26 protein-coding genes and 1 pseudogene are annotated in these 21025 nt (G+C 41.2%); 17 read left to right on the top strand and 10 right to left on the bottom strand.

The genetic code is table 11. From position 1 onward, the window contains the following. Window positions 1-11 precede the first annotated feature (11 nt). The 8 genes from FZF08_RS27600 (at window position 12) to FZF08_RS27565 (ending at window position 6116) form a co-directional block, all read left to right on the top strand. The gene (locus FZF08_RS27600) at window positions 12-1142 is read left to right on the top strand and encodes an efflux RND transporter periplasmic adaptor subunit (RefSeq protein WP_159476693.1); all 1131 of its coding nucleotides are present in this window, start codon (window positions 12-14) and stop codon (window positions 1140-1142) included. 69 nt (window positions 1143-1211) lie between these two features. Next, complete coding sequence (locus tag FZF08_RS27595; protein ID WP_159476690.1) at window positions 1212-1724, top strand: heme-binding domain-containing protein; 513 nt, start codon at window positions 1212-1214, stop codon at window positions 1722-1724. Window positions 1725-1770: 46 nt separating this feature from the next. Further along, window positions 1771-2460, top strand: a complete 690-nt coding sequence (locus FZF08_RS27590) for a VIT family protein (protein WP_159476687.1) — start codon at window positions 1771-1773, stop codon at window positions 2458-2460. A gap of 276 nt (window positions 2461-2736) precedes the next feature. Continuing rightward, entirely contained in the window at window positions 2737-3273 is a 537-nt protein-coding gene (locus FZF08_RS27585; RefSeq protein WP_310590621.1) for a Rieske 2Fe-2S domain-containing protein, read from the top strand. A gap of 9 nt (window positions 3274-3282) precedes the next feature. After that, the gene (locus tag FZF08_RS27580; RefSeq protein WP_159476684.1) at window positions 3283-3720 is read left to right on the top strand and encodes a thioredoxin family protein; all 438 of its coding nucleotides are present in this window, start codon (window positions 3283-3285) and stop codon (window positions 3718-3720) included. Further along, window positions 3721-4650 (top strand): FAD:protein FMN transferase, encoded by a 930-nt coding sequence (locus tag FZF08_RS27575; RefSeq protein ID WP_159476681.1) that lies wholly within the window; start codon window positions 3721-3723, stop codon window positions 4648-4650. Window positions 4651-4652: 2 nt separating this feature from the next. Further along, window positions 4653-4877 carry a DUF4266 domain-containing protein gene (locus FZF08_RS27570; RefSeq protein WP_159476678.1) on the top strand — a complete coding sequence of 75 codons (225 nt, stop codon included), beginning with the start codon at window positions 4653-4655 and terminating at the stop codon, window positions 4875-4877. A 21-nt stretch (window positions 4878-4898) separates the two neighbouring features. Next, a complete protein-coding gene (locus tag FZF08_RS27565) occupies window positions 4899-6116 on the top strand; it encodes a DUF3570 domain-containing protein (protein WP_159476675.1) in 1218 nt (405 codons plus the stop codon). A gap of 119 nt (window positions 6117-6235) precedes the next feature. On the opposite strand, the gene FZF08_RS27560 is transcribed toward FZF08_RS27565, so the two are convergent. Beyond that, window positions 6236-7096 (bottom strand): ABC transporter ATP-binding protein, encoded by an 861-nt coding sequence (locus tag FZF08_RS27560; RefSeq protein WP_159476672.1) that lies wholly within the window; start codon window positions 7094-7096, stop codon window positions 6236-6238. Between FZF08_RS27560 and FZF08_RS32410 the strand changes: the two genes are divergently transcribed. Continuing rightward, window positions 7058-7318, top strand: coding sequence for a histidine kinase (locus FZF08_RS32410; protein WP_159476669.1), 261 nt, complete (start codon window positions 7058-7060; stop codon window positions 7316-7318). The genes FZF08_RS27560 and FZF08_RS32410 overlap by 39 nt on opposite strands. A 335-nt stretch (window positions 7319-7653) precedes the next feature. On the opposite strand, the gene FZF08_RS27550 is transcribed toward FZF08_RS32410, so the two are convergent. Together FZF08_RS27550 and FZF08_RS27545 are read right to left on the bottom strand one after the other, a co-directional pair. Beyond that, the gene (locus FZF08_RS27550; RefSeq protein WP_159476666.1) at window positions 7654-8028 is read right to left on the bottom strand and encodes a VOC family protein; all 375 of its coding nucleotides are present in this window, start codon (window positions 8026-8028) and stop codon (window positions 7654-7656) included. A gap of 36 nt (window positions 8029-8064) precedes the next feature. After that, entirely contained in the window at window positions 8065-8481 is a 417-nt protein-coding gene (locus tag FZF08_RS27545) for an Ohr family peroxiredoxin (RefSeq protein ID WP_159476663.1), read from the bottom strand. Between the two features lie 185 nt (window positions 8482-8666). Between FZF08_RS27545 and FZF08_RS27540 the strand changes: the two genes are divergently transcribed. Further along, the gene (locus tag FZF08_RS27540) at window positions 8667-9059 is read left to right on the top strand and encodes a helix-turn-helix domain-containing protein (protein ID WP_159476660.1); all 393 of its coding nucleotides are present in this window, start codon (window positions 8667-8669) and stop codon (window positions 9057-9059) included. Window positions 9060-9421: 362 nt separating this feature from the next. Here FZF08_RS27540 and FZF08_RS32145 read toward each other — a convergent pair whose 3' ends face one another. Together FZF08_RS32145 and FZF08_RS32140 are read right to left on the bottom strand one after the other, a co-directional pair. Further along, on the bottom strand, window positions 9422-9544 hold the full coding sequence (locus FZF08_RS32145; RefSeq protein WP_255463733.1) for a recombinase family protein: 123 nt from the start codon (window positions 9542-9544) through the stop codon (window positions 9422-9424). A 47-nt stretch (window positions 9545-9591) separates the two neighbouring features. Then, the gene (locus FZF08_RS32140; protein ID WP_255463729.1) at window positions 9592-9771 is read right to left on the bottom strand and encodes a recombinase family protein; all 180 of its coding nucleotides are present in this window, start codon (window positions 9769-9771) and stop codon (window positions 9592-9594) included. 260 nt (window positions 9772-10031) lie between these two features. On the opposite strand from FZF08_RS32140, the gene FZF08_RS27530 reads away from it, so the two are divergent. The 7 genes and pseudogenes from FZF08_RS27530 to FZF08_RS27495 all read left to right on the top strand — a co-directional run bounded on the left by FZF08_RS27530 (window position 10032) and on the right by FZF08_RS27495 (window position 15679). Continuing rightward, entirely contained in the window at window positions 10032-10871 is an 840-nt protein-coding gene (locus FZF08_RS27530; RefSeq protein WP_159476657.1) for a DUF4158 domain-containing protein, read from the top strand. Between the two features lie 44 nt (window positions 10872-10915). After that, a complete protein-coding gene (locus FZF08_RS27525; protein WP_159476654.1) occupies window positions 10916-11767 on the top strand; it encodes a hypothetical protein in 852 nt (283 codons plus the stop codon). Next, window positions 11677-13011: pseudogene (locus FZF08_RS27520) on the top strand (Tn3 family transposase). The gene FZF08_RS27525 and the pseudogene FZF08_RS27520 overlap by 91 nt, the downstream one beginning before the upstream one ends. Window positions 13012-13114: 103 nt before the next feature. Then, window positions 13115-13549 (top strand): hypothetical protein, encoded by a 435-nt coding sequence (locus FZF08_RS27510; RefSeq protein WP_159476645.1) that lies wholly within the window; start codon window positions 13115-13117, stop codon window positions 13547-13549. After that, complete coding sequence (locus FZF08_RS27505; protein WP_159476642.1) at window positions 13546-14259, top strand: LytTR family DNA-binding domain-containing protein; 714 nt, start codon at window positions 13546-13548, stop codon at window positions 14257-14259. The genes FZF08_RS27510 and FZF08_RS27505 overlap by 4 nt, the downstream gene beginning before the upstream one ends. 123 nt (window positions 14260-14382) lie before the next feature. After that, the gene (locus FZF08_RS27500) at window positions 14383-14757 is read left to right on the top strand and encodes a helix-turn-helix domain-containing protein (protein WP_159476639.1); all 375 of its coding nucleotides are present in this window, start codon (window positions 14383-14385) and stop codon (window positions 14755-14757) included. 133 nt (window positions 14758-14890) lie between these two features. Next, window positions 14891-15679, top strand: coding sequence for an NIPSNAP family protein (locus FZF08_RS27495; protein ID WP_159476636.1), 789 nt, complete (start codon window positions 14891-14893; stop codon window positions 15677-15679). A gap of 170 nt (window positions 15680-15849) precedes the next feature. On the opposite strand, the gene FZF08_RS27490 is transcribed toward FZF08_RS27495, so the two are convergent. Genes FZF08_RS27490 through FZF08_RS27470 form a run of 5 tightly spaced genes read right to left on the bottom strand, consistent with a single transcriptional unit; the run spans window position 15850 to window position 20804 of the window. Then, a complete protein-coding gene (locus tag FZF08_RS27490; protein WP_159476633.1) occupies window positions 15850-17361 on the bottom strand; it encodes a hypothetical protein in 1512 nt (503 codons plus the stop codon). Window positions 17362-17372: 11 nt separating this feature from the next. Then, window positions 17373-17693 (bottom strand): hypothetical protein, encoded by a 321-nt coding sequence (locus FZF08_RS27485; RefSeq protein ID WP_229216721.1) that lies wholly within the window; start codon window positions 17691-17693, stop codon window positions 17373-17375. Beyond that, a complete protein-coding gene (locus FZF08_RS27480; protein ID WP_159476630.1) occupies window positions 17686-18168 on the bottom strand; it encodes a hydrogenase maturation protease in 483 nt (160 codons plus the stop codon). The genes FZF08_RS27485 and FZF08_RS27480 overlap by 8 nt, the downstream gene beginning before the upstream one ends. Further along, window positions 18168-19763, bottom strand: coding sequence for a nickel-dependent hydrogenase large subunit (locus FZF08_RS27475; protein WP_159476626.1), 1596 nt, complete (start codon window positions 19761-19763; stop codon window positions 18168-18170). Before FZF08_RS27475 ends, FZF08_RS27480 begins: the two co-directional genes overlap by 1 nt. A gap of 57 nt (window positions 19764-19820) precedes the next feature. Further along, complete coding sequence (locus tag FZF08_RS27470; protein ID WP_159476622.1) at window positions 19821-20804, bottom strand: hydrogenase; 984 nt, start codon at window positions 20802-20804, stop codon at window positions 19821-19823. Window positions 20805-21025 lie beyond the last annotated feature (221 nt).

The raw sequence follows: 21025 nt of genomic DNA, 5'->3' as shown, positions 1-21025 counted from the left end.
CCTGAAAGCACATGAAATATTTCCTATATATCGCCCTGATCTGCTCCATTTTTTCTTGTTCAAAAAAAGCAGAGCAACAACCGGCGGCGACTGAAAAAAAAGTAAATGGAAACCTCGCTGAATTGACAAATGAGCAGATAAAGAACGCAGGCATAAAAACGGCTTTGCCTGAGAAAAAACAGATTTCATCCATTTTGAAACTGAATGGAAAAATTGATGTTCCGCCTCAAAATATGGTATCGATCAGCGTACCACTTGGTGGCTATCTGAAAACGACCAGTCTTCTGCCGGGTACACACGTGAACAAAGGCCAAATACTGGCTGTGATGGAAGACCAGCAGTATATCCAGTTGCAGCAGGATTACCTGACAGGAAAGACCAGAATTGTTTATCTTGAAAACGAATACCTTCGCCAGAAAGAACTGAATGCGACAAAATCAGCAAGCGATAAAATCTACCAGCAGGCCGAATCTGATTTCCGGAGCCAGCAGGTGATGGTTAATGCGTTGTATGAGAAACTAAAATTGACCGGGATCAATCCTGATAAACTAACAAAAGACCATATTTCGCGCAGTATCAACATTTATTCACCCATCTCGGGTTACGTTTCGAAAATTAATGTCAATATTGGCAAGTATGTTTCGCCTACCGAAGTTCTTTTCGAGCTGATCAATCCTTCTGATATTCATCTGGCCTTGAAGGTTTTTGAAAAGGATCTTGATAAAATAAAAATCGGACAGAAACTTTTGGCTTACACCAATTCGCAGACCGACAAGAAATATTTCTGTGAGATAATCCTGATCAGTAAGGACTTATCCTCAGAAAGAACCGCTGACGTACATTGCCATTTTGAAAAATACGAACCGACACTGCTGCCGGGTACTTTTATGAATGCTGAGATCGATTTAAAAACAACTATGGCAACTGTTTTACCAGAAGACGCCATTGTCAGCTACGAAGGAAAAGAATTTATTTTTATTCCAAAAGGTGCAGGTAAATTTGAAATGACCCAGGTTAAAACAGGCGAAACAGAAAATGGATTTACAGAAATAATTACCACAACGGACCTTGCAAACCAGCAGTGCGTTGTAAAAGGGGCCTATTCACTTTTGATGTTTTTGAAAAATAAATCAGAGGATTAAGATATAGTCATAGTATTTGTAAATGAGTCAATTATCATATCAATTTACCATAACCAATCAATCTAAATCATGTTAAAAAAAATCGCCATCGGACTTTTGGTTATCTTAATCGTAATACAGTTTATCAGACCGGAAAAAAATCTTTCTGACGACCAAACATTTAACATCGAAAAAAAATATGCCATTAATACCGAACTAAAAGAGGTATTATCGGTAGCCTGCAACGATTGTCATTCCAACAAGACTGTCTATCCTTGGTATGCCAATGTGCAGCCAATGGCATGGTTTCTGGCCGATCACGTTGAAGAAGGGAAAAGGGAATTGAATTTTTCAACCTTTTTAAAGATGCCGGTTGCGGTTCAAAACCATAAGTTGGATGAGACAATTGAAATGGTCGAAAAGAAAGAAATGCCGTTAAAATCGTACACTTTTCTAGGTTTGCATAAAGAAGCAGATCTGACAGACCAACAGCGCGAGTTGATCATTACCTGGGCCAAAAATCAAATGAATATTTTGAAAGAACAATATCCGGCTGACAGCCTGGTGATGAAAAGAAGAGCACCGCAAAAAAAGGAAATTTAGTTGCAATGAAGGGTCGGGTGTAATCGGTCGGATACAAAATAAAACCATGGAACTGGAAAAACATTACACCAACCGAAGCGGTTGGCTGAGAGCTGCTGTACTGGGGTCAAATGACGGAATTCTGTCGACGACCAGTTTGGCGATTGGCATCGCTGCGGCCAGTAGTACGCGGGATCCAATTGTCCTGGCTTCTGTTGCTGGACTTGTTGCGGGTGCTTTGTCGATGGCCGCAGGAGAATATGTGTCTGTCAGCTCCCAATCTGATATAGAAGTTTCCGATCTCAAACGGGAGCAGAATGAGTTGGACACTATGCCGGATGTAGAGCTGAAAGAACTGGCAAAATTGTATCAGCAGCGAGGTTTGGCGCCGGATTTATCAATGCAAGTTGCCATTCAGCTGTCCGAATATGATGCGTTGGGTACTCACGCAAGGGACGAGCTGGGCATCAATGAAATTACTCAAGCCAATCCTTTACAGGCTGCGGTAGCCTCTGCATCCTCTTTTTTAGCCGGTGGAATGCTCCCGCTGCTGGTTTCGATATTTGCTCCTTTGAAATGGATGGTGCCGATGCAGTATTCTTTTTCAATCATTTTTCTTGCGTTTTCGGCCGTTGTTTCTGCAATGGCAGGTGGCTCAGATATTGGCAAAGCTGTGATCAGAATCTGTTTTTGGGGCACTGTCGCGATGGTTGTAACCGCCCTGGTTGGTTATCTTTTCGGACAACGTATCAATTAGAAGTTAAAATTCGATTAAAAAATTATTTAACCGTAGAATAATTATAAATAATAAAGCAAAGTATTAATAATTGAAAAGGTATAAAAAGTGGATTGATTTATATTAAATATTTGTTAATCAATGATTTATATAAAATATGTTTATGCGAACGTTTTTTAAGTTCCACTGTAATATTTGTCTATATCCTTTTTAAGTACAATTTCGGTTACAGGTATCGTGCAACAATTTGTGTAGCGATTTCGTATTGTTGATCAGATCCTTAACTATTAAATGATAATGATGACACGTCTGGACTTTTTGAAATCGGCCGGGTTTACTGGACCGGCGTTAATGGCACTGTTGACCTCCTGCGTAAATAATGAAGATACCGTTGTTGATGCGCTGAGTTTGCAGGCAGAGGTTTTACCAACAACACCGGTGAGCACCACAGACAGCAGCGGAACAACAACAGCAAGTACCGTAAAACTGGTCAGTCCAACTGCGATTACCTCTGAGGCACTTATTAAATTGACCGGTGTGAAATTAAGGATTGATCTGACGTTGGCAGCCAATGCAGCACTGCTTGCCGTCCGGGGCTATCTGGTGCAAAACGGCATGGTTGTGGCACAGTCGTCGGCGGGCGTCATTGTAGCTGCTACACAAACGTGCAGCCATGAACCAAAAAGAAATGTAATTTTTAATAAAACCGAATTTTACTGCACCAAACACGGAGCAAGGTTTAGTCTGACTGGTGCAGGCCTGAACAACTTCGGAAGCGGCGGATTGACCATTTATAAAACAGCGACAGACGGAAATACCGTAATTGTATACTAACAAAACAACATGAAAACGATATTAATATCACTGATAGCGGCGGCAATGCTGGTATCACCTTTGGAATGGAAACTGAACTTTTCAGAAGCAAATAAGGAAGCAGCAGCGGAAAATAAAATGATCCTTTTGAATTTTTCAGGATCGGACTGGTGCGGCCCTTGTATCAAACTGAAAAAAGAAGTTTTTGAGTCTACGGAATTTTCAGAATATGCAAAACAGAATCTGGTGCTTGTCCGTGCTGATTTTCCAAGACAAAAGAAAAACCAACTCAGCAAAGAGCAGGTTTCACAAAATGAAATCCTGGCTGAAAAATACAACCCCAAGGGCCTTTTTCCTTTGACTGTGCTGATTGATACGAATGGAAAAATAGTGAAAGAATGGGAAGGTTTTCAGCCGTCGGTTCAGGCTTTCATCACAGATATCCGGACAAAATCTACTGGTAAATAAATGGCAGACCTCATTGTCAAAAGGTCACTAAGGCTCATGGGGAACCGTTTTGAGATCAGCGCTGTTTCCGGGGATGAGCTTTGGGCTAATCAACGTATAGATCAGGCGGTGGGTGAGATCCAGCGGATAGAACAGCTGCTGAGCACATTCAGGGAGGACAGCCAGACACAATTGATCAATAATCATGCTGGGATCAGGCCTGTTGCCGTAGATTATGAAGTTTATGCGCTGATTGAAAGGTCCATCAGAATTTCTGAGCTTACTCAGGGCGCATTTGACATCACTTATGGATCGATCGACAAGTCACTTTGGAATTTCGACCTGAATATGCAATCATTGCCAACAGCGGAAGTCGCTAAAAATATGGTCAGGCTGATTAATTATAAGAACATCGTCCTTGATGCTGAGCATTTCTCGGTATTTTTGAAAGAAGAGGGGATGCGTATCGGATTTGGTGGAATCGGGAAAGGGTATGCGGCAGAAATGGCCAAGAAAATCATGCAGGAAAATGGCGTTAAAGGTGGCGTTGTCAATGCGTCGGGCGATTTGACGGCATGGGGAAAACAGCCTGACGGGTCTGAGTGGACCATCGGTATTGCTGATCCGGATTCTAAAAACAAACCCTTTTCATATTTGAAAATCAGTGATATGGCTGTTGCCACCTCGGGCAATTATGAAAAGTTTATTCTGATCGACGGGAAAAAATATTCTCATACAATCAATCCCAAAACAGGATTGCCCGTGACCGGAATAAAAAGCGTGACGATAATTTCACCTAACGCGGAATTGTCTGATGCGCTGGCAACACCTGTAACGGTGCTGGGCGTTACGGTTGGGCTGGATCTCATTAACCAGATGAAAAACATTGCCTGTATTATCGTGGACGATCATAACCGGTTATTCAGCTCAAAAAACATCAAAATAAGCTAACTATGAAAACCCCTACGCATATTAAAATTATAATAGGTTGTCTGATCGCGACAGCGCTTTCCTCGTGTGTGACTGTGAAGGAATATCAGAAAAATCGGATTAATGACTCAGAAATGGATCTTTCTGCACGGAAATCTGAGAAATTCGAACAGAGTTTTTATCTGTACAGAGAAGGTGCGTCCGGGGCGAACGGAGGGAAAAGCGGCGGTGGCTGCGGCTGTAATTAAACATTATCATAGCAAGATCAGATGAAGAAATTTACATATACAGTAGCGGCCCTTCTCGGTTTCTGGACGTCGGTTTTTGCCCAGAATACTGATAGTACAGCGACGGGTTATCAACCTAAAAAATTAAAAATTGAAGAGATTAATTTCGTTTCTGGCTATTATAATCAAAACGGTAACAACTCGGCCATAACCGGCGGTATTGGTACAGAAAAACTGTTTGACTTTGCCAATTCAATAGAAATTAAACTCACAAAAACGGATAGAAAAAACCGTGTCCATACGATTTCCGGCGAGTTAAATGTTGATTATTATTCTTCGGCTTCTCAGGACAATATCGATCCGCTCACTATTTCCGGCGCTTCGAAAACCGATACGCACATTTATCCTTCGGTTTCGTGGAGTGTCAAAGACGACAGGAATCACACAACCAAAGGAATCAGCGCTTTGTACTCGACTGAGTATGATTATAAGTCTTATGGTGTTAATTTCAATTTCTCGAAATCTTCCAAAGATAATAATCGGGAACTGACCTTAAAAGCCGGCACATTCCAGGATACGTATATTGCGATTCTGCCGTCTGACCTGCGGCCGCCCGGATATGGTTCTGGTGCTGAGGGCGACAAGGCAAATCTTTATCACAAGCCCAGAAAAACCTATAACGGTTCGGTCGGGCTTTCTCAAATCGTCAACAAAAGTCTTCAGGTTCTTTTCATCGTCGAGCCCACCTACCAGGAAGGATTGCTTAGCACGCCTTTTCACAGGACATATTTTACCGACGGCAGCGAACGTGTTGAGAAACTTCCGGGAAGTCGTTTCAAAATTCCAGTTGGCTTGCGGGGAAGTTACTTCATGGGCGACCGGGTTATTTTTCGCGGATTTTACCGGTATTATGCGGATAGCTGGGGCATGAAGGCGCATACCGTTTCACTGGAAGTTCCTGTAAAAATATCCCCATTTTTATCGCTGAGCCCCTTTTACAGATTCAACAGCCAGACCGGAGTTCGCTACTTTGCACCCTATATGCAGCACAACACCTCAGCTGAATATTACACGAGCGACTATGATTTATCGTCTTTCCAAAGTCATTACGGTGGAATGGGTATTCGATTAGCGCCGCCAGGAGGCGTTATGGGTATTCGCCATTTGGCATCGCTGGAACTGCGGTACGGTCACTTTTATCGAAATGCAGGCACAGGTATGCAGTCTGATATGATAACGCTGGCAATGAAGTTTAAGTGATTTGTTGTCAGGCGTTTTGTTATCACCCGCGAAATTTTCCCGTAAAGTCGTGGTAGCTTAAGATAATAAATGACAATGTGTAAGTTACATCAATCCAAAAGAACTTCGGCAAAATGAGTTCATTGGTATGCTGATAATTCCACATCTGAAATGGCAATTGCTGACACTTGATAGATATCAAGGAATTTGATTTCTAAAAACTGCTTGCCCTGGTTTACGAGATGGTTGTTTTCCTCCAACAGCATCAAAGCTCGGTTATTTTGATCCGTACCGATTTCTATGATCGATTTTGCCTCCCTGATTTTCTGTAAGGCGCTAAATGAGCCCTGAAAAAGCATCTTGCCATGGTTCAGTATGCCCAGGTGTGAAACAAGTTTTTCTATTTCTGAAAGTAGATGGCTGGATATCAAAATCGTAACACCATGTTCTTTATTGAGCATAAGCAACAAGTTTCTAATTTCGATAATGCCGGTAGGATCCAGGCCGTTGGTAGGCTCATCAAGAATTAACAGGTCTGGTGATGGGAGCAGGGCAATGGCCAATCCGAGCCGTTGCTTCATACCCAGGGAGTATTTTTTTACATGCCGGTCGCCATCTGAACACAGCCCCACAATTTCCAGCACTTCCATCACTCTATTTCTGGAAATATTTCTGATGTTAGCCGTTATTAGCAGATTGTCCAGCCCGGTCAGGTGCTCATATAACGACGGGGTTTCAATCAGTGATCCGATTTGAGAAAATACCTTGTAAGGTTCTTCACTGATCTGCTTTCCAAAAAGTTTGACAGAGCCCTTGCCGGGTTTCAAAAGATTTAAAAGTATCCTGATCGTGGTAGTTTTTCCTGCGCCGTTTGGACCTAAAAAACCATAAATAGCTCCTTTGGGAATTTTTAGATTTACTTCATCCAGTACGTTTTGACCTTTTGAAAAGGCAAAGGACAAATGGCTGGTTTCAATAATAAGTTCCTCTGTGTTTTGCATGGCATTGTTAAATTGATGAAGGATAGCGAACTGCGTTTACTGCTATCCCAGCTAAGTCCGCATTTTCTGTTTAACACGCTCAACAATATTTACGGGATTTCGCTAACCCAGCATCAAAGAGTGCCTGCATTACTTCTGAAGCTGTCCGAATTGCTAAGGTGGGTTAAATTAAAAGTTAGAACCAAAAGTACCGCGGGTTTGATAGAGCTTTTTTCCTGGTGAGATGTGGAATACAAACAAATCTCAGAGCCATCTTTAAACATATTACGAGAATAGTTCGGTATAATGCAGAAATAATGTCTTAGAATTGGTTGTACCAAAATTATGGCAAAGAAAAACAGTACACGGAAGTCGTGACGGTTTTTCTCCTTTCTTTTAATTTAATTCAATATGGCGCAATAAACTGCACAAAGCGATAAAGCAATGATATATAAGAGGGGATAATAGGTAAACCCTGATAATGGCGTAAACGCAAATGGATATAGCGCAAAGCTGATAGAAATATCAATGATAACACTTCTATCAGCTATTTTACAAAGATACGGGAGAACTCTGTATTAACCGATTGAATGGAACCCTACCTTGTTTCCTTCTGTGTCGATAAAAAGCGCAATAAAGCCCCTGTTGTCACCAATAGCAGTTTTCGGCAGAATAACTGTTCCACCGGCACTTTCTACTCTGCCTAATGGAACTGAAAGGTCATTTCCACCATCTAAGTAAACAGTTGTGCCGGTCATTGCAGGAACAAAGTTTTCACCGCTAGCAATTGCTCCACCAAATCCGCCTTTTTGTGGATCAGACGGTAAGTATGCATATTGCATATTAGGATTAGGGTCGTCATGAATTTGAGCATCTAACACTGTAGCATAAAATGCTTTTGCTCTTGCGAAATCTGTTGCCGGGATTTCAAACCAATTTAGAGTATTTACCATGTCTATTAAAGTTTATTTGTTTTTATCGGTTTTTAATTAATTTGGTGCGACTTCATAAATAGTGTTTATATTACCTTTTGTGGCTTTTGAATAAGAACAAATTGATTTAGTGGCTTCTACCAGTTTTTTCGCCGTATCGTAGTCTACATCATTTATTTTAATTAGAAGATGGGCTCCAAGATCATAATTACCGTCTGAATGCAATACACCAATTTTAGCCACCACAGTAACGTCTCCAATTTTAACTTTTTCGATTCCTGCGGCAATTGTTACACTCGTACCAAAACAAGCCGACCAAGCTGCTGCGAAAAGTTGTTCTGGATTGGTTGCACCACCAGCACCTCCCATTTCTTTGGGAAATCTGATATCCACATCCAATAAACCGTCTGATGATTTTGCGTGACCGTTACGACCTGCTAAGGTTGTCACTTCTGCTTCATAAATTTTTTCCATTTTTAATTTTTGTTTAATTGTTTATTTTTTGGGAATTATAGTCTAGTGATGTTGCCGAAACCTGTACTTGCTCCTGTAATTAAAATGATTTTACTTGCCATATTTGTTACTTTATTTTATTTTTGTAGTGCAAATATTCAGAGTTAAAATGAATAATAGAAGTAGTACATTTAATATGTGTAAGTATGAAAAGAAATACTAACATTGATAATCAAGAAGTTAAAAACGAAAAAATTTTTGTTTTTGATGAAAAATCTTGCCCAGTAACTGCAACAATGCAAGTTTTAGGTGGAAAATGGAAAGCAATTTTAATTAATGCTATCTATCATACCTCTCCTGCAAGGTTTGGGGAATTGAAGCGAAGTGTAAAGGGAATTACTCAATCAATGCTTACTCAGCAGTTGAGAGAATTAGAAGATGATGGGTTAATAAGCAGGAAAATTTATGCTGAAATCCCACCAAGGGTTGAATACACATTAACCGAGTTTGGGCTTACGTTGTCGCCAATAATGCAATCTATGGCTAAGTGGGGGGAAGAATACAGAATGAAAAAGCAAAAGGGGGAGAGTAGCACTTAGAAATCAGCCGTTCGTATCTGCCGGAGTGGCCTTCTTTTAGTAAGTGAACAAAGAATTACGCTAAGCAATTATGGGTTAAATTAAAAGATTGTACAGGAGGTGTCAAAGCATTATCGTCTCTTCTTCAAAAAGCCCTTAATATCGACACCACTGTACTTTAAAATCTTGTAAAGTGTAGGTTGGCTTTTTATTTTGAACATCTCTCTAATTTCATCCGTGCTCCGGTTATTCTTCTCATAAACCTCTTTGACTTCCGGGGCAATTTTTTGATATCGCTCGCTTAACCCTTCCGGCCTCCCTCCGGATCTGCCCCGCGCACGGGCTGATTGCAGACCCGCTTTGGTCCGTTCCTTAATGATATTTCACTCATGTTCGGCCAGCACACACATAAATTGAAAAAACAGATTACCGGTTGCTGTACTGGTATCAATAGACTCAGATAGTGATTTAAGATTTACTCCTTTATTTTTCAATTCTTCGATCAACTCGATGAGCTTAATGGTACTTCTTCCAAGCCGGTCCAGTTTCCATATTACATGGTGTCACCAGGCCGGGCATATTCCATCAATTTTTCAAAATTCGGCTTGGTAGCCTTTACTCCGGAGATCTTATCCGTAAAGACCTGCTTGCATCCTTCTTTTTTTAGGGCGTCCAGCTGAAGGTCAAGGTTTTGTTCCTGGGTAGAGACCCGGGCATATCCTAATTTGATCATTTTATGTACGAAACTTAATAAAATCAAATATATTACATTTAGTTTAATTACATGGCAATATAAATGGGTAAATTCCAAAAAATATCCGGGTTTGGAGTTATGTAAAAATACCGTCGTTTTAATACATAGATGATATGGAAAGGAAAGAGTATCTGACACCAGAAGAACGAACCAGGTTTGATAACCTGCCCCAACTCCTGAGCGAGTAAAAAGGACTGTTTCTCCAAATTCCGGAATGGGCAAGCGCCTATCTAAAAACTTTGCAAACGCCAACAACACAGGTCGGTTTTCTGTTGCAGCTCGGGTATTTCCGTGTAGTTAGTCGCTTTTTTTTGTCTAACCGATTTATTCAGGCTGACATTAACTATATCGTCAATGGAATAATGGTTGATCCTAATCAGATTGATTTTACAGATTATTTCAGGACTACCTATTTCCGCCATCAGGAAGAGATACTCAGGCAACTAGGCTATACCGGTTTTGATAAAAATGCTTCCCAACTCATATCCCAGGAAATGAAAAGGCTGGTTTCACTTCGGACCGAACCGGTTCTTATAATGGAATCAGTAATAACCTTTTTGGATGAACACCGTATTGAAATACCGCCATATGCCACACTAAGAGTTTTGCTTGAAAAGTCATTTCGGCAATTTGAGCAAGATCTTGAGGCAATTATGGTTCAATATCTTCAACAGGAGGACAAAAATTTACTGGATTCGTTACTCTTGCAGCATGATTCTTATCAACAAGAAGAGAAAAAACATGTGAAAGTCCAGAGATATCAGCTTACCTTTTTTAAAAGGATTACCCAGTCCATGCAACCGTCCGTAATCAAAGGAAGAATAGACAATTTTGTCCGGCTGAAGGAAATGTACTCGCAGCTTCTGCCCATTATTACCAGGCTTAATCTTCCGGAAGAAACGATAAAATTTTATGCTGAGTATGTGATTGATAACCAGATATTCCAAGTTGCCGACCGGGACAACACCCGCTACCTGCTGCTGGTCTCATTCATAATCCACCCCGGCGGGGCCCGCAGTACTACCAATTGGGTGACGCGCTTGTGCTCACTTTTAACTAGGCTGTTACCAGTGCCGTAAACGATTGTGAGAATAAAATCAAGGAAAGCCTGTTTGAAAACAGGATGAATACCTCACGTTTAGTGAGCTCCGTTTCTATCCGAAGCGTTACGCATATTGATGTTTTGAGCGAAGTTGAGCGGATTATCCATGATCAGGTAATGGAAGCAAGCCAGAAAGTAGAACTGATTGATGAGCTATTAAGAAAACGGAAGGTTTCTTCTCAGGTACTTTTGGAAGATCAGCAAAGGTTGAATAATTTGAAACTGGTCAATCAGCGGATCAGTGACCGGGAGGACTATTACCAAGCGCTCGAAAAAGGGTCATTGCGTCTACAAATCCGCGTATCTGACTTAATCAAAGTCCTGGCATTTGATTTTGGAACGTCCCAGAAACAATTGTTGGACGCCATTGATTATTTTCAAAAGAAGTTTGGCAATATACAGCAACACAACAGTGTACCGATTGATTTTTTATCTCTTGAAGAGAAACAACGCGTGATAACACCAGATGGAAAGATCAGGATATCACTTTATAAAGTATTGTTGTTCAGAGAAATGCGCGACCATATCCGGGCAGGTGCTTTAAATGTTCGATCCTCGTATTTGTACCGGTCTTTTGAAGAATACATGATTCCAAAACTACAATGGGTTAAGGATAAGGATTTTCTTTTAAAACGGGCATCACTAAGCCATCTTCAAAAGCCTGCTCCAATTTTGTTAAAACTGAATGAAGAATTAAATTTCCAGTTTAGGCTTGTCAATCAACACATAGGTAATGGACAGAGAACCAGCAGGTATATGTTGATGCAGAAGGGCAATGGCATATGCACCGGTACAAACCTGACGAAAATGAAATTGAGGATCCACAGAACCTATACCCACAAACCTGGGCTGTGTCGTTGTTGGAAGTTTTAACAACAATTGACCAGATTAGCGGATTCAATACTGCTTTTCAGCATAAGGGTATTGATTATTTGCCGCCTAGACCATCGGAAAAGCTATTTTTTGCTACTATTATCGGATTGGGCTGCAACATTGGCATCCCTAAAATGTCAATGATTTCTAAGAATATAGCAGCCAGTGCATTGCAAACGACTTCGGTTCAGTACTTTTCACCTGATATGACTTTGAAGGCCAATGACCTGGTTGTCGAATTCAGCAACAAACTGCCTTTGACTGACAAGTTCCGGATTCACCCTGGTTTTATCCATACGAGCAGTGACGGGCAAAAATATGACGTTTCCGTTGCGTCGTTAAGAGCAGCATGGTCATTTAAATATTTTGGTAGTGGAAAAGGTGTAACTGTATACTCTCATTTGGATGAAGCAGGTCAGCTTTTCTATTCAACAGCATTCAGTTCATCGGATCATGAAGCACCCTATATGATTGATGGCCTGATGCATAACCGTGTGATCCAATCCGACGCACATTCGACAGATACAGGCGGGTTTTCTGAGATCATATTTGCTATTACTGCTTTGCTCGGAATAGCCTTCCGCCCCAGGCTTGCCAAAATCCATGAGCATAATTTGTTCTCGATTGATTCAGTCTCAACCTACCGGGACTTAGGATACCAGGTAAAGCCAGATTCAAAGATAAACTTTGAACTGATTATCGAGCACTGGGATGAGATTTTAAGGTTTATTACAACGATAAAGCTGGGCTACTCAAAAGCGTCCACATTGATTAGGAGACTGAATTCCTATTCCTGGCAGCACCCACTTTATAAAGCGCTTAAATAACTTGGCAGGATTTACAAAACCCTTTATATACTTCAGTATATGGATCAGCCGGCTGTCCGTAAATCCGTTGAAAGGGTTTTGAGCAAAGTTGAGAACAGTAATAATTTCTCCAAAGCAATATCCCACGGCAACAATCAACAGCTGATCGGGGCCACATACCGCGAACAGCTTACGGCAGAAGGCTGCAAAAGGTTGATCGCCAATTCAATTAACTGTTGGAACCTACTTCACTTATCAGGAAGTCTGGCAGAATGTAAGAAACCGGCAGACCGGGAAGTATTATTAAAAAACATACTAGCCACATCTACCCACAGCTGGGAACATATCAATATGCTTGGAGAATATGACTTTTCAGAAAAAGTAGATTTTCAAGCCTTCAATCTTGATGAAATCTTCAAAGATGGCGCTGAGATTTGAATATAGCTGATCTACTCCCCGTCAATTTTGCTACGCGAAACCCGCGGTACTTTTGGTTCTAACTTTTAATTTAACCCTAAGGTATTCTGTTTATGAAACCAGAGTGCAATTTATACCACTTAAAAATGAAATACTGTATATTCAGAATTACATTGAATTTGAAATAATACAAACAGGAGATAAACTTGTATTAGATTTTGAAATTGAAGGAGTTAATGATAATAATTTACTGATTGCACCTATGCTGCTTATTATTTTTGTAGAGAATGCCTTTAAGTATGCCAAGATTACCAGGGCGTTGAAAATATTTATATCCATTAAGCTGCATGTAAAAGATGGATGGATATACTTCAGCATCATAAATTCACATGATCTTTTTCCTCAGTACCTAACGGAATCTGATGAAACTTCGGGTGTGGGACTGCACCATACTTTGAAAAGATTAAGGCTCATCTATGGTGAGGACTATGACTACAAATCTTCTCAGGAAAATGGCAGCTACAACGTCGAGCTAAGTTTAAAAGTCATCAGTATATGATAAATTGTCTAATTGTCGACGACGCGCCGGTTGCAAGGGATATTCTGGGAGAATATTGCAAACTGTTACCAAGGCTTTATCTTACAGGTAGTTGTGCAGATGCTTTTGAAGCCAGGGAGAAAATTCAGAAAATGCCGGTCGATTTGATTTTTCTGGATATCAATATGCCCATACTCACAGGTATTGAGCTGATAAAAACCTTAAAAAATCCACCTCAGGTTATTTTTACGACCGCTTACAAAGAGTTTGCAACAGATGCGTTCGATTTGGGAGCTTGTGATTACCTGGTAAAACCATTTTCCCTGGAGAGGTTCATTATTGCTATTGACCGGGCTGTGGAAAGGATAGCTCCGCGAGATATGCTTGTTGAATCGAAGCCAGAAGTATATCAAAATAATCATTTGTTGATTCGAAGCGATGGCATAATCAACAAAGTAAATTTTGATCAGGTACTATTTTTAGAAGCTTCCAGGAACTATACAAAAGTAGTAACAATTCAGGAATTGTTTTTAAGTATCTTATCATTATCATCCATCGAAAAGCTATTGCCAAACGAAATATTTTCCCGCGTGCACCGGTCATTTATTGTCAACAGATCGAAGATTACGAGTTTACAAGGTAACAGGATATTTACGGGAAAAAGCGAAATTCCAGTTAGTAATAATTACAAGCGTTTTCTTTTTGAGGATTTAGGGATAAATGCTAAATAGTTCAGGCAATCCCTTTATCGCCATACGCTGATTGCTGTGTTTTTCAAGTGCATAGTGCTAACTTTACAACGATTGTGACAATACCTGATTGAATTAGCAGTTGATATACAAATAACCCCTACGATGAGAAAACTTAATTCTACCAACTCCCAAAATCAGACATTTCTTGAAGAGAAATGTGCCTTGAATGAGCTGATCCATTTGCTTAGCAAGCGCTGGCTCACCGAAGTCATGTTCAGTATTGAAGAAGGAAATAACCGCTATTCAGCTTTGAAAGAAGATTTGATCCATATTAGCGATACCATGCTTGCAAATCGGCTGAAACTGCTGGAACAATACAAACTTATTACCCGTTCAGAAGATCTCAGCCCATTAAGTCCAAGGGCAGACTATCAATTGACCAAAACAGGGGCACATCTAAGCGATCTTCTCGGTGGTTTGTGCGATTTTTCTGAGACTGAAATGGAGTTTGGAATTAATAAACAAACAGCAATTTAAGCTATTCGTTTATATTTAGCCTTCAACTTCTACTAAGAAAATTATGAGCCCGAAACCGGACTGCGGAAAATAGTTTTAGTGCAAAATGTTAATTTGTTTTGTAGCACAAAACTATTCCTAAACTCCATTTTCAATGTCTAAATTGCCAATCGTTATTCTGGTTATTTTTCTATTTGCAGGCAGGTTGTCTGCAAACGGATTTTATGCTCCTTCAAAGGAATTTTATCAGATAAAAGTGTATCATCTTAAAAATCAGGAGCAGGAGAAACGGGTGGATGAATTCCTTCAAAAAGCATACCTACCGGCACTTCACCGCCAGGGAATTTCCAGGGTTGGCGTATTTAAGCCTGTCGCTTCCACCGAAGCGGCTGCCGAAAAACTGATCTATGTTTTCATACCCTTTTCATCTCAAAAAGATTTGTTCAGGTTAGACCAAAAACTGGCATCCGACAAGAACTATGCCGTTGATGGAAAGGAATATCTGGATGCCGTTTACAACGATGCGCCCTACGAACGGATTGAAACCATTGTGCTTGAAGCATTCGAAAAAAGCCCTCATTTTACAATGCCGCAAGTGACTGGTCCGAAAAAAGATCGTATTTATGAGCTGAGGAGCTACGAAGGGCACACAGAAAAAATATCTGAAAACAAAATCACCATGTTCAATAAAGGGGACGAAGTGGGATTGTTTAAAAGGCTTGGATTTAATGCTGTTTTTTACGCAGAAGTGCTGGCCGGAAGCCGTATGCCAAACCTGATGTATATGACCACTTTTGAAAATAAAGCTTCACGTGACCAGCATTGGGACGCGTTTGGGAAAGATGATTATTGGAAAAAGCTTGTCGCCATGCCTGAATATGCTCATAATGTTTCGAAAAATGATACGAAGTTTTTGTATCCTACGGAGTATTCAGATATTTAAATTTTCGTTTTAAAGGTTTCTTTTCTAAAATAAAGGCTCCTAGCGAAACTTAAGAGCCTTTATTTTTTAGTGGTTATTTTATTACGCGCTATGTCATGATCAACCGGTTTTAACGGGTGATGACTCGTTGTAAACGGCTATGATCATATTAGTTAGCATCGAATGGAATTTTACAAGACCAGCCTGAGTTCCTCCAACCGAAAAAGATGCTTGCTTGCCTGGTTCCGGAGAAATTCATCCTGAACAAGACGTTCAACTTCATCTGCCAGTTGCGTCATTTCCATAAAGAGGCTTTGTTCGGCAAATTCATTGGGCTGGGAAACCTGCCACGCAGCTTCAAGAAAATTTAAGATTGTCAATGCTCTCTCAGCGGGAAAGGAATCGGCTGTTCGGATTTCAAGTGCATCGCGGTAAAACGACAAGGCTTTGGCATAGTTGTCGGATAACTTCGCATCCGGATACTTGGTTAGAGCGTTTGCGAAATTGTTGCAGATCCTGGCATATTCATAGGGATTGCTCTCTTGTGTAAAATAGCTCAGGGCTTCATTGAACGAGCTGATAGAAACGGCAGCCCATATACTTTTCTTTCTGACCTCGTCCGGAATTTCAGAATAGATCACACCCAGATGATGCTGAATCTCAGCGAAAGTATCCGGAGCCTGTTCCTTCGTAAATACTTTTAACGCCCGTTGATATGACTCCATAGCAGGTTTCAAAAACTGGGGGTTTCCGTTTTGAGACCAGGTATACAACAAAGTACCCTTTCTGTAATGCGCGCTGGCAAGCAGTTCGGGTAAATCCAGAGTATCCAGCATATTAATGGCTTTGGTAATATATCCCAGGGATTCCGCAAAACTATCTGTGATATTCGCTATATGGGATGCATCGATCAGCAGCAGTGCAGATTGTGCATGATTCTGTTTATTTTCCTGATATTTTAAAACCCGCCAAAGTGTATTTTTTACCTTTTCAAGCAAAATGATATCATATGGTACCACAAGCTTTTTCATCCAGACAGCATATTGCAAACTCATGATTTCATGCTGCGCATCTTCTGAAATTGATAAGGAAATACAGCTTTCCAGTAGTGCTTCGGCTGCGTTTAGTTCATCATTATCAAGTAAATAGGTTGCACGATGTTTTCCTGTAAAAGCCTTGTATTCATCGTTGGCGGCGGCTTGAAATGCTGCTTCGTAAAACCTGTCCAATTGTTGATACCAGCCTGAAGTCGTCAGGTTTCCGTAATGGATGGTGATCGCCTGATTATGCATAAATCTGTATTGCTCAAATTCACTTTCAAAATATTCAGGCTCCTGAGACGGGGTTATTTCTATACCATTTTGTATGCAGTTGACCCGATCGATTTCTTGTAGCAGCAGCTGATTAGTTGAACAAGAAGAATATGCCAGTTCATAGTTATTCAACCGCGCATAGAGTACTGCCAGCAGGTTATGCGTGTTATATGATATGGGTAGTGCAAATAAATACGGAGGAAATTCATTGTTCCAGTCAACCGGCAATCGAATTCCATCTGCTACAAACAGATACTGCGCAGAAGAATCAGTTTGAATGTCGTTCAGATCAATGACCGAAACGACTTCATTGAGCCGAAACTGCGCATCAATAATTTGCTGTATTCCGGTTATTTTTTTTTCTTCGGTATAAATTGAAAATGAATTCATAGTGGCACTTATTACAGATCTATGGTTACAATACCAGTGGCCTTAATTTCAAAATTTAAAGACCTGTCTGAATCATCCAGATCGTTGTCAATCAATATTTCCCGTACATACAAGGTTTTGTCGCCCAGCAGGTTTTTATCTTTTAAAACCATCCACTTGGTCTGGTGCAGCTTTTCAAAAAAGGTTTTGGACTTGGCAGCGACAAGTAACTGCTTTCGTTCCGGGTAATAAACCATATTCACAAAGCTGTCCTTATCAAGCCACTGACTAACAATGGCTGCCGGAATAATAATATGTCCGTTTTTAAGTAATATGGAATTTTTTTTAACCATTAATTATAGAGAAAACAGCATCTTTAATAAATCCGGCAACTTTGTCACCGGCTTTTTTTACCTCCTCTGAAAGATTTATGTCCATACGTGTGTTATCCACCGAGATCAGATACACGGTGATGTCGTCGGGATAATTTTCCTGCATGATCTTCCGGGCATAACTAAGTGCCTGGTCCCATTTGATGCTATGCAGAAAAACCATAGGGTCGTCCTGAATGGCAGAGTCAATTTCACTGGCCGGAACTTTATAAAGTGTTCCGGCAGGTTCTCCTGTATTGATGACCGCGTCGACAATGATGATTTTTTCATGTCCCAACAATTTAAAAAGCACCTCGAAAGCACCCGTGCCCATATCAAAAAGACTGACATTTTCGCTTTCAAGCCCGGCTTCTTTTAATTGATCGATCACATAACAGCCCACGGCGTCATCACTTCTGACAGGATTTCCAAACCCTAAAATGGCCGTTTTTTTCATCAAAGCTTAAAGCGGGCAAGTTCCTTACCTGATTTTTGATCATGGGCGTGAACGGTGCATACCATGCAGGAATCAAACGAACGCGCCACCATACCTACTTCCACAGGATCATTAACGTCTTCAATTTCGGTTCCTTCCAATGCAGTTTCAATAGGGCCGGGGTTTCCGCTGTCGTCATTGGGGCCTATGTTCCAGGTCGTGGGTGCCATAACCTGGTAGTTTTTTATCACACCGTTTTCTATTTCAATCCAGTGCGCCAGAGCGCCGCGTGCTGCTTCGGTTGCACCAAAACCTTTGCCGTCACGTTCTTCGGGTTTGATATAAAATTCGCCGTTCAGATCAATCTCGGATAACCATTTGTTAATATTTTCATAAGTCCTTACCGCTTCGTGAACCCGGGCTAGCGTTCTTGTGAAAACATTTGGGCCCATTTTATCGTAAATATCACCGAAGAGCGGATCGTAAATCTGGTGTGGCAACAAATTATCCGGATTAGCATTCATGAGAACTCTGGCAAACGGTCCTGCTTCCGCAGCCATATTGTTATATCTCGGTGCTTTCGACCAGGTATATTTTCCGCTAAAATCCGTACCTGCAAGGTTTTGTGATTCCATTGGTGTGGGCAAAGGTTCATCCCAGGGATGTGCCGCCGGAACAGTTTCAAACCAGGTATGTTTGACGTGTTCCTTGATATTCATCTGGTCAAACTCAGAATAGTTTTTACCATCAAAAAATCCCGAACGACTGATCAGCGCCTTGTTCCTACCTTCAATCGTGGGGTGCTGGTAATGGTCTTTACTCAGATATGTACCAAAGGCAATGAATTTCCCCACTCCTTGACCAAATTTATGCAGTCCAAATTCCAGACTGGCGCGAATAAAAAGTCCAAGGTCGGAGTTGTGCTGAGATTCATTCTCATCAACCCATTCCATCAGATCTTCCCAGGTCTGGATACGTAGATATCTTTCCAGTGAACAGCCAAGCCAAAGCGTTTCAAGCCAATCCTTGCGAAACTGGTTCATAATGGCGTGTGCTCTTGTGATATCTTTAAGGGTAGGGGCGCACATCACACCGCCAGGTACCATGTAGGACGAGTGCGGCCACTGTCCGCCAAAAATGGCATAGACTTCTACCGGCCTGCCCGAAGCAACAACTCCCTTTTGAAATGAAGTACCAACGTATGCGGCAAATCGGCGAACGACTTCCGGGTAAAGTGGTTTGTTGGCAAATTTTTTATTGGCAAGATCTGTTGCAAAAATCGCATAAAACCATCTTGGAATGGACTGAATGGTTTCTGTTGCCTGGCCAATGGCCCGGAGTAATAGTGCGTTCGGTGGCAGCGTTGTTTTCCAAACCGTGTCTAGCGCCGAAGATGCACAGTAAAGGTGTGAGCCGCCGCAGATTCCGCAAATCCGCGGCGTGACGATCAGCCCGGCCTGTGGGTCCTTTCCTTCCATGATTTTTTCAAACCCTCGGAACATAGAGGCCTGGGCATGCGCGCGCGTCACAACGCCGCCTTCCATATATACTTTTACATCCAGATCGCCTTCAACACGGCCAACCGGTGATATATTAAGTTCTTTCTGAATTCCCATGATTGGATTTTACTAACTTGTTGTCAATGATAGATTTAGGATGTGAGCCAACCGCAATTACTTGGAGCTCTGGTGACTTACAGGTTCGTTGCCAAATACATTTTCGACCACACTAATGGTTTTTTCAAATCCGGCACGCATGTAATATCCCAATTTGGAATTGCCATCAGGTACTTCTTTGGGTAGAAAACCGAGATAGTGCATTGTTTTAAAAATACTTCCTTTTACCAGCTGATGGTGTGGGAATCCAGGTTCTGTGCAGCCAAGACAGGGATGATTGGCGCGTGTTTTGGAAGACTGACGGTTCCATAATATACGATTGCAGCTTGATCTTGTCATTGGCCCGCGGCATCCTACTTCATAAAATAGACAGCCATTGCCACGCTTGCCAAAACCGCCGTCTATTTTATTTGCAAAATTGACAACGTTTGTACAACCGGTTTGGGTAAAATCGGTGAAAAATGTTTTTGGACGATGATATTCATCAATCAATACATCACCAATGCGTCCGGTGGAAATGGCAACCAGAATTTGAGTGATCCAGTCGGGGTGGGCAGGGCAGCCGGGAATGTTAATAACAGGTAAGCCGCCTTTGGAAACGTAATCTGCGCCGAGAAAACCGCCTTTGTCTTTTCTTAAAAACTGCATGCCTGTGGATTCAGAAGGATTGGGTTCCACGGCCGGAATCCCTCCCCAGGTAGCACAATCACCGATGGCAACAACATAGGAAGCAACCTCTGAAAGCTCTTTTACCCAGTCTTTCATAGGCCTGTCGCAAAAGAAATTCATAGTTCCCGTGCCGTGAGCACCTTTGATGATGCTTCCTTCATATACAAGAATGTCGCACTGTATTTTTCCCTGAACAATATCATTGAGCAGCTGGGTAACCTGATCTCCGATTTCAAGTCCGAGCGAAGGATGCCAGAGAATATTAATTCCAAAATCAGTTACCAGATCAACAACAGTAGGTTCTTCTGCATTCAGAAAAGACATCGTGTTGCCACTGCACGCCCCTCCCTGAAGCCATAATACATTTGCCATTGGGTTAAAAGTTACATGGTGAATTATAGAACTTATTTCATATTTTCTATGACAAACGAAATTTAGAAATTATTTTCTAAAAATAGAAATTATTTTCTAAATTATCCGTATTCTAAATAACGCGTATTTTGAACGCTATATAACTGCCTGATTTGTAAGTTTTTTAAATCAGACGATACGAATGTGTTAAAGTTAGATACAACATAATCGGGAGGAAATGA

Origin of the sequence: Dyadobacter sp. 3J3 (assembly GCF_009801115.1) — a bacterium.
Classification (GTDB): Bacteria; Bacteroidota; Bacteroidia; order Cytophagales; family Spirosomataceae; genus Dyadobacter.
The sequence above is the reverse complement of the archived record's forward strand: the minus strand, read 5'-3'. Positions and strand labels throughout refer to the sequence as shown.

What these genes read in the sequence shown, in the direction of transcription:
- FZF08_RS27600 (WP_159476693.1), top strand. Translation starts at nt 12, where the DNA reads ATGAAATATTTCCTATATATCGCCCTGATCTGCTCCATTTTTTCTTGT.
- FZF08_RS27475 (WP_159476626.1), bottom strand. Translation starts at nt 19,763, where the DNA reads ATGGGAATTCAGAAAGAACTTAATATATCACCGGTTGGCCGTGTTGAA.
- FZF08_RS27470 (WP_159476622.1), bottom strand. Translation starts at nt 20,804, where the DNA reads ATGGCAAATGTATTATGGCTTCAGGGAGGGGCGTGCAGTGGCAACACG.
- FZF08_RS27500 (WP_159476639.1), top strand. Translation starts at nt 14,383, where the DNA reads ATGAGAAAACTTAATTCTACCAACTCCCAAAATCAGACATTTCTTGAA.
- FZF08_RS32140 (WP_255463729.1), bottom strand. Translation starts at nt 9,771, where the DNA reads ATGATCAAATTAGGATATGCCCGGGTCTCTACCCAGGAACAAAACCTT.
- FZF08_RS27575 (WP_159476681.1), top strand. Translation starts at nt 3,721, where the DNA reads ATGGCAGACCTCATTGTCAAAAGGTCACTAAGGCTCATGGGGAACCGT.
- FZF08_RS27560 (WP_159476672.1), bottom strand. Translation starts at nt 7,096, where the DNA reads ATGCAAAACACAGAGGAACTTATTATTGAAACCAGCCATTTGTCCTTT.
- FZF08_RS27550 (WP_159476666.1), bottom strand. Translation starts at nt 8,028, where the DNA reads ATGGTAAATACTCTAAATTGGTTTGAAATCCCGGCAACAGATTTCGCA.
- FZF08_RS27480 (WP_159476630.1), bottom strand. Translation starts at nt 18,168, where the DNA reads ATGAAAAAAACGGCCATTTTAGGGTTTGGAAATCCTGTCAGAAGTGAT.
- FZF08_RS27590 (WP_159476687.1), top strand. Translation starts at nt 1,771, where the DNA reads ATGGAACTGGAAAAACATTACACCAACCGAAGCGGTTGGCTGAGAGCT.
- FZF08_RS27565 (WP_159476675.1), top strand. Translation starts at nt 4,899, where the DNA reads ATGAAGAAATTTACATATACAGTAGCGGCCCTTCTCGGTTTCTGGACG.
- FZF08_RS27585 (WP_310590621.1), top strand. Translation starts at nt 2,737, where the DNA reads ATGATGACACGTCTGGACTTTTTGAAATCGGCCGGGTTTACTGGACCG.
- FZF08_RS27570 (WP_159476678.1), top strand. Translation starts at nt 4,653, where the DNA reads ATGAAAACCCCTACGCATATTAAAATTATAATAGGTTGTCTGATCGCG.
- FZF08_RS27580 (WP_159476684.1), top strand. Translation starts at nt 3,283, where the DNA reads ATGAAAACGATATTAATATCACTGATAGCGGCGGCAATGCTGGTATCA.
- FZF08_RS27490 (WP_159476633.1), bottom strand. Translation starts at nt 17,361, where the DNA reads ATGAATTCATTTTCAATTTATACCGAAGAAAAAAAAATAACCGGAATA.
- FZF08_RS27495 (WP_159476636.1), top strand. Translation starts at nt 14,891, where the DNA reads ATGTCTAAATTGCCAATCGTTATTCTGGTTATTTTTCTATTTGCAGGC.
- FZF08_RS27545 (WP_159476663.1), bottom strand. Translation starts at nt 8,481, where the DNA reads ATGGAAAAAATTTATGAAGCAGAAGTGACAACCTTAGCAGGTCGTAAC.
- FZF08_RS27505 (WP_159476642.1), top strand. Translation starts at nt 13,546, where the DNA reads ATGATAAATTGTCTAATTGTCGACGACGCGCCGGTTGCAAGGGATATT.
- FZF08_RS27525 (WP_159476654.1), top strand. Translation starts at nt 10,916, where the DNA reads ATGAATACCTCACGTTTAGTGAGCTCCGTTTCTATCCGAAGCGTTACG.
- FZF08_RS27540 (WP_159476660.1), top strand. Translation starts at nt 8,667, where the DNA reads ATGAAAAGAAATACTAACATTGATAATCAAGAAGTTAAAAACGAAAAA.
- FZF08_RS32410 (WP_159476669.1), top strand. Translation starts at nt 7,058, where the DNA reads ATGGCTGGTTTCAATAATAAGTTCCTCTGTGTTTTGCATGGCATTGTT.
- FZF08_RS27595 (WP_159476690.1), top strand. Translation starts at nt 1,212, where the DNA reads ATGTTAAAAAAAATCGCCATCGGACTTTTGGTTATCTTAATCGTAATA.
- FZF08_RS27485 (WP_229216721.1), bottom strand. Translation starts at nt 17,693, where the DNA reads ATGGTTAAAAAAAATTCCATATTACTTAAAAACGGACATATTATTATT.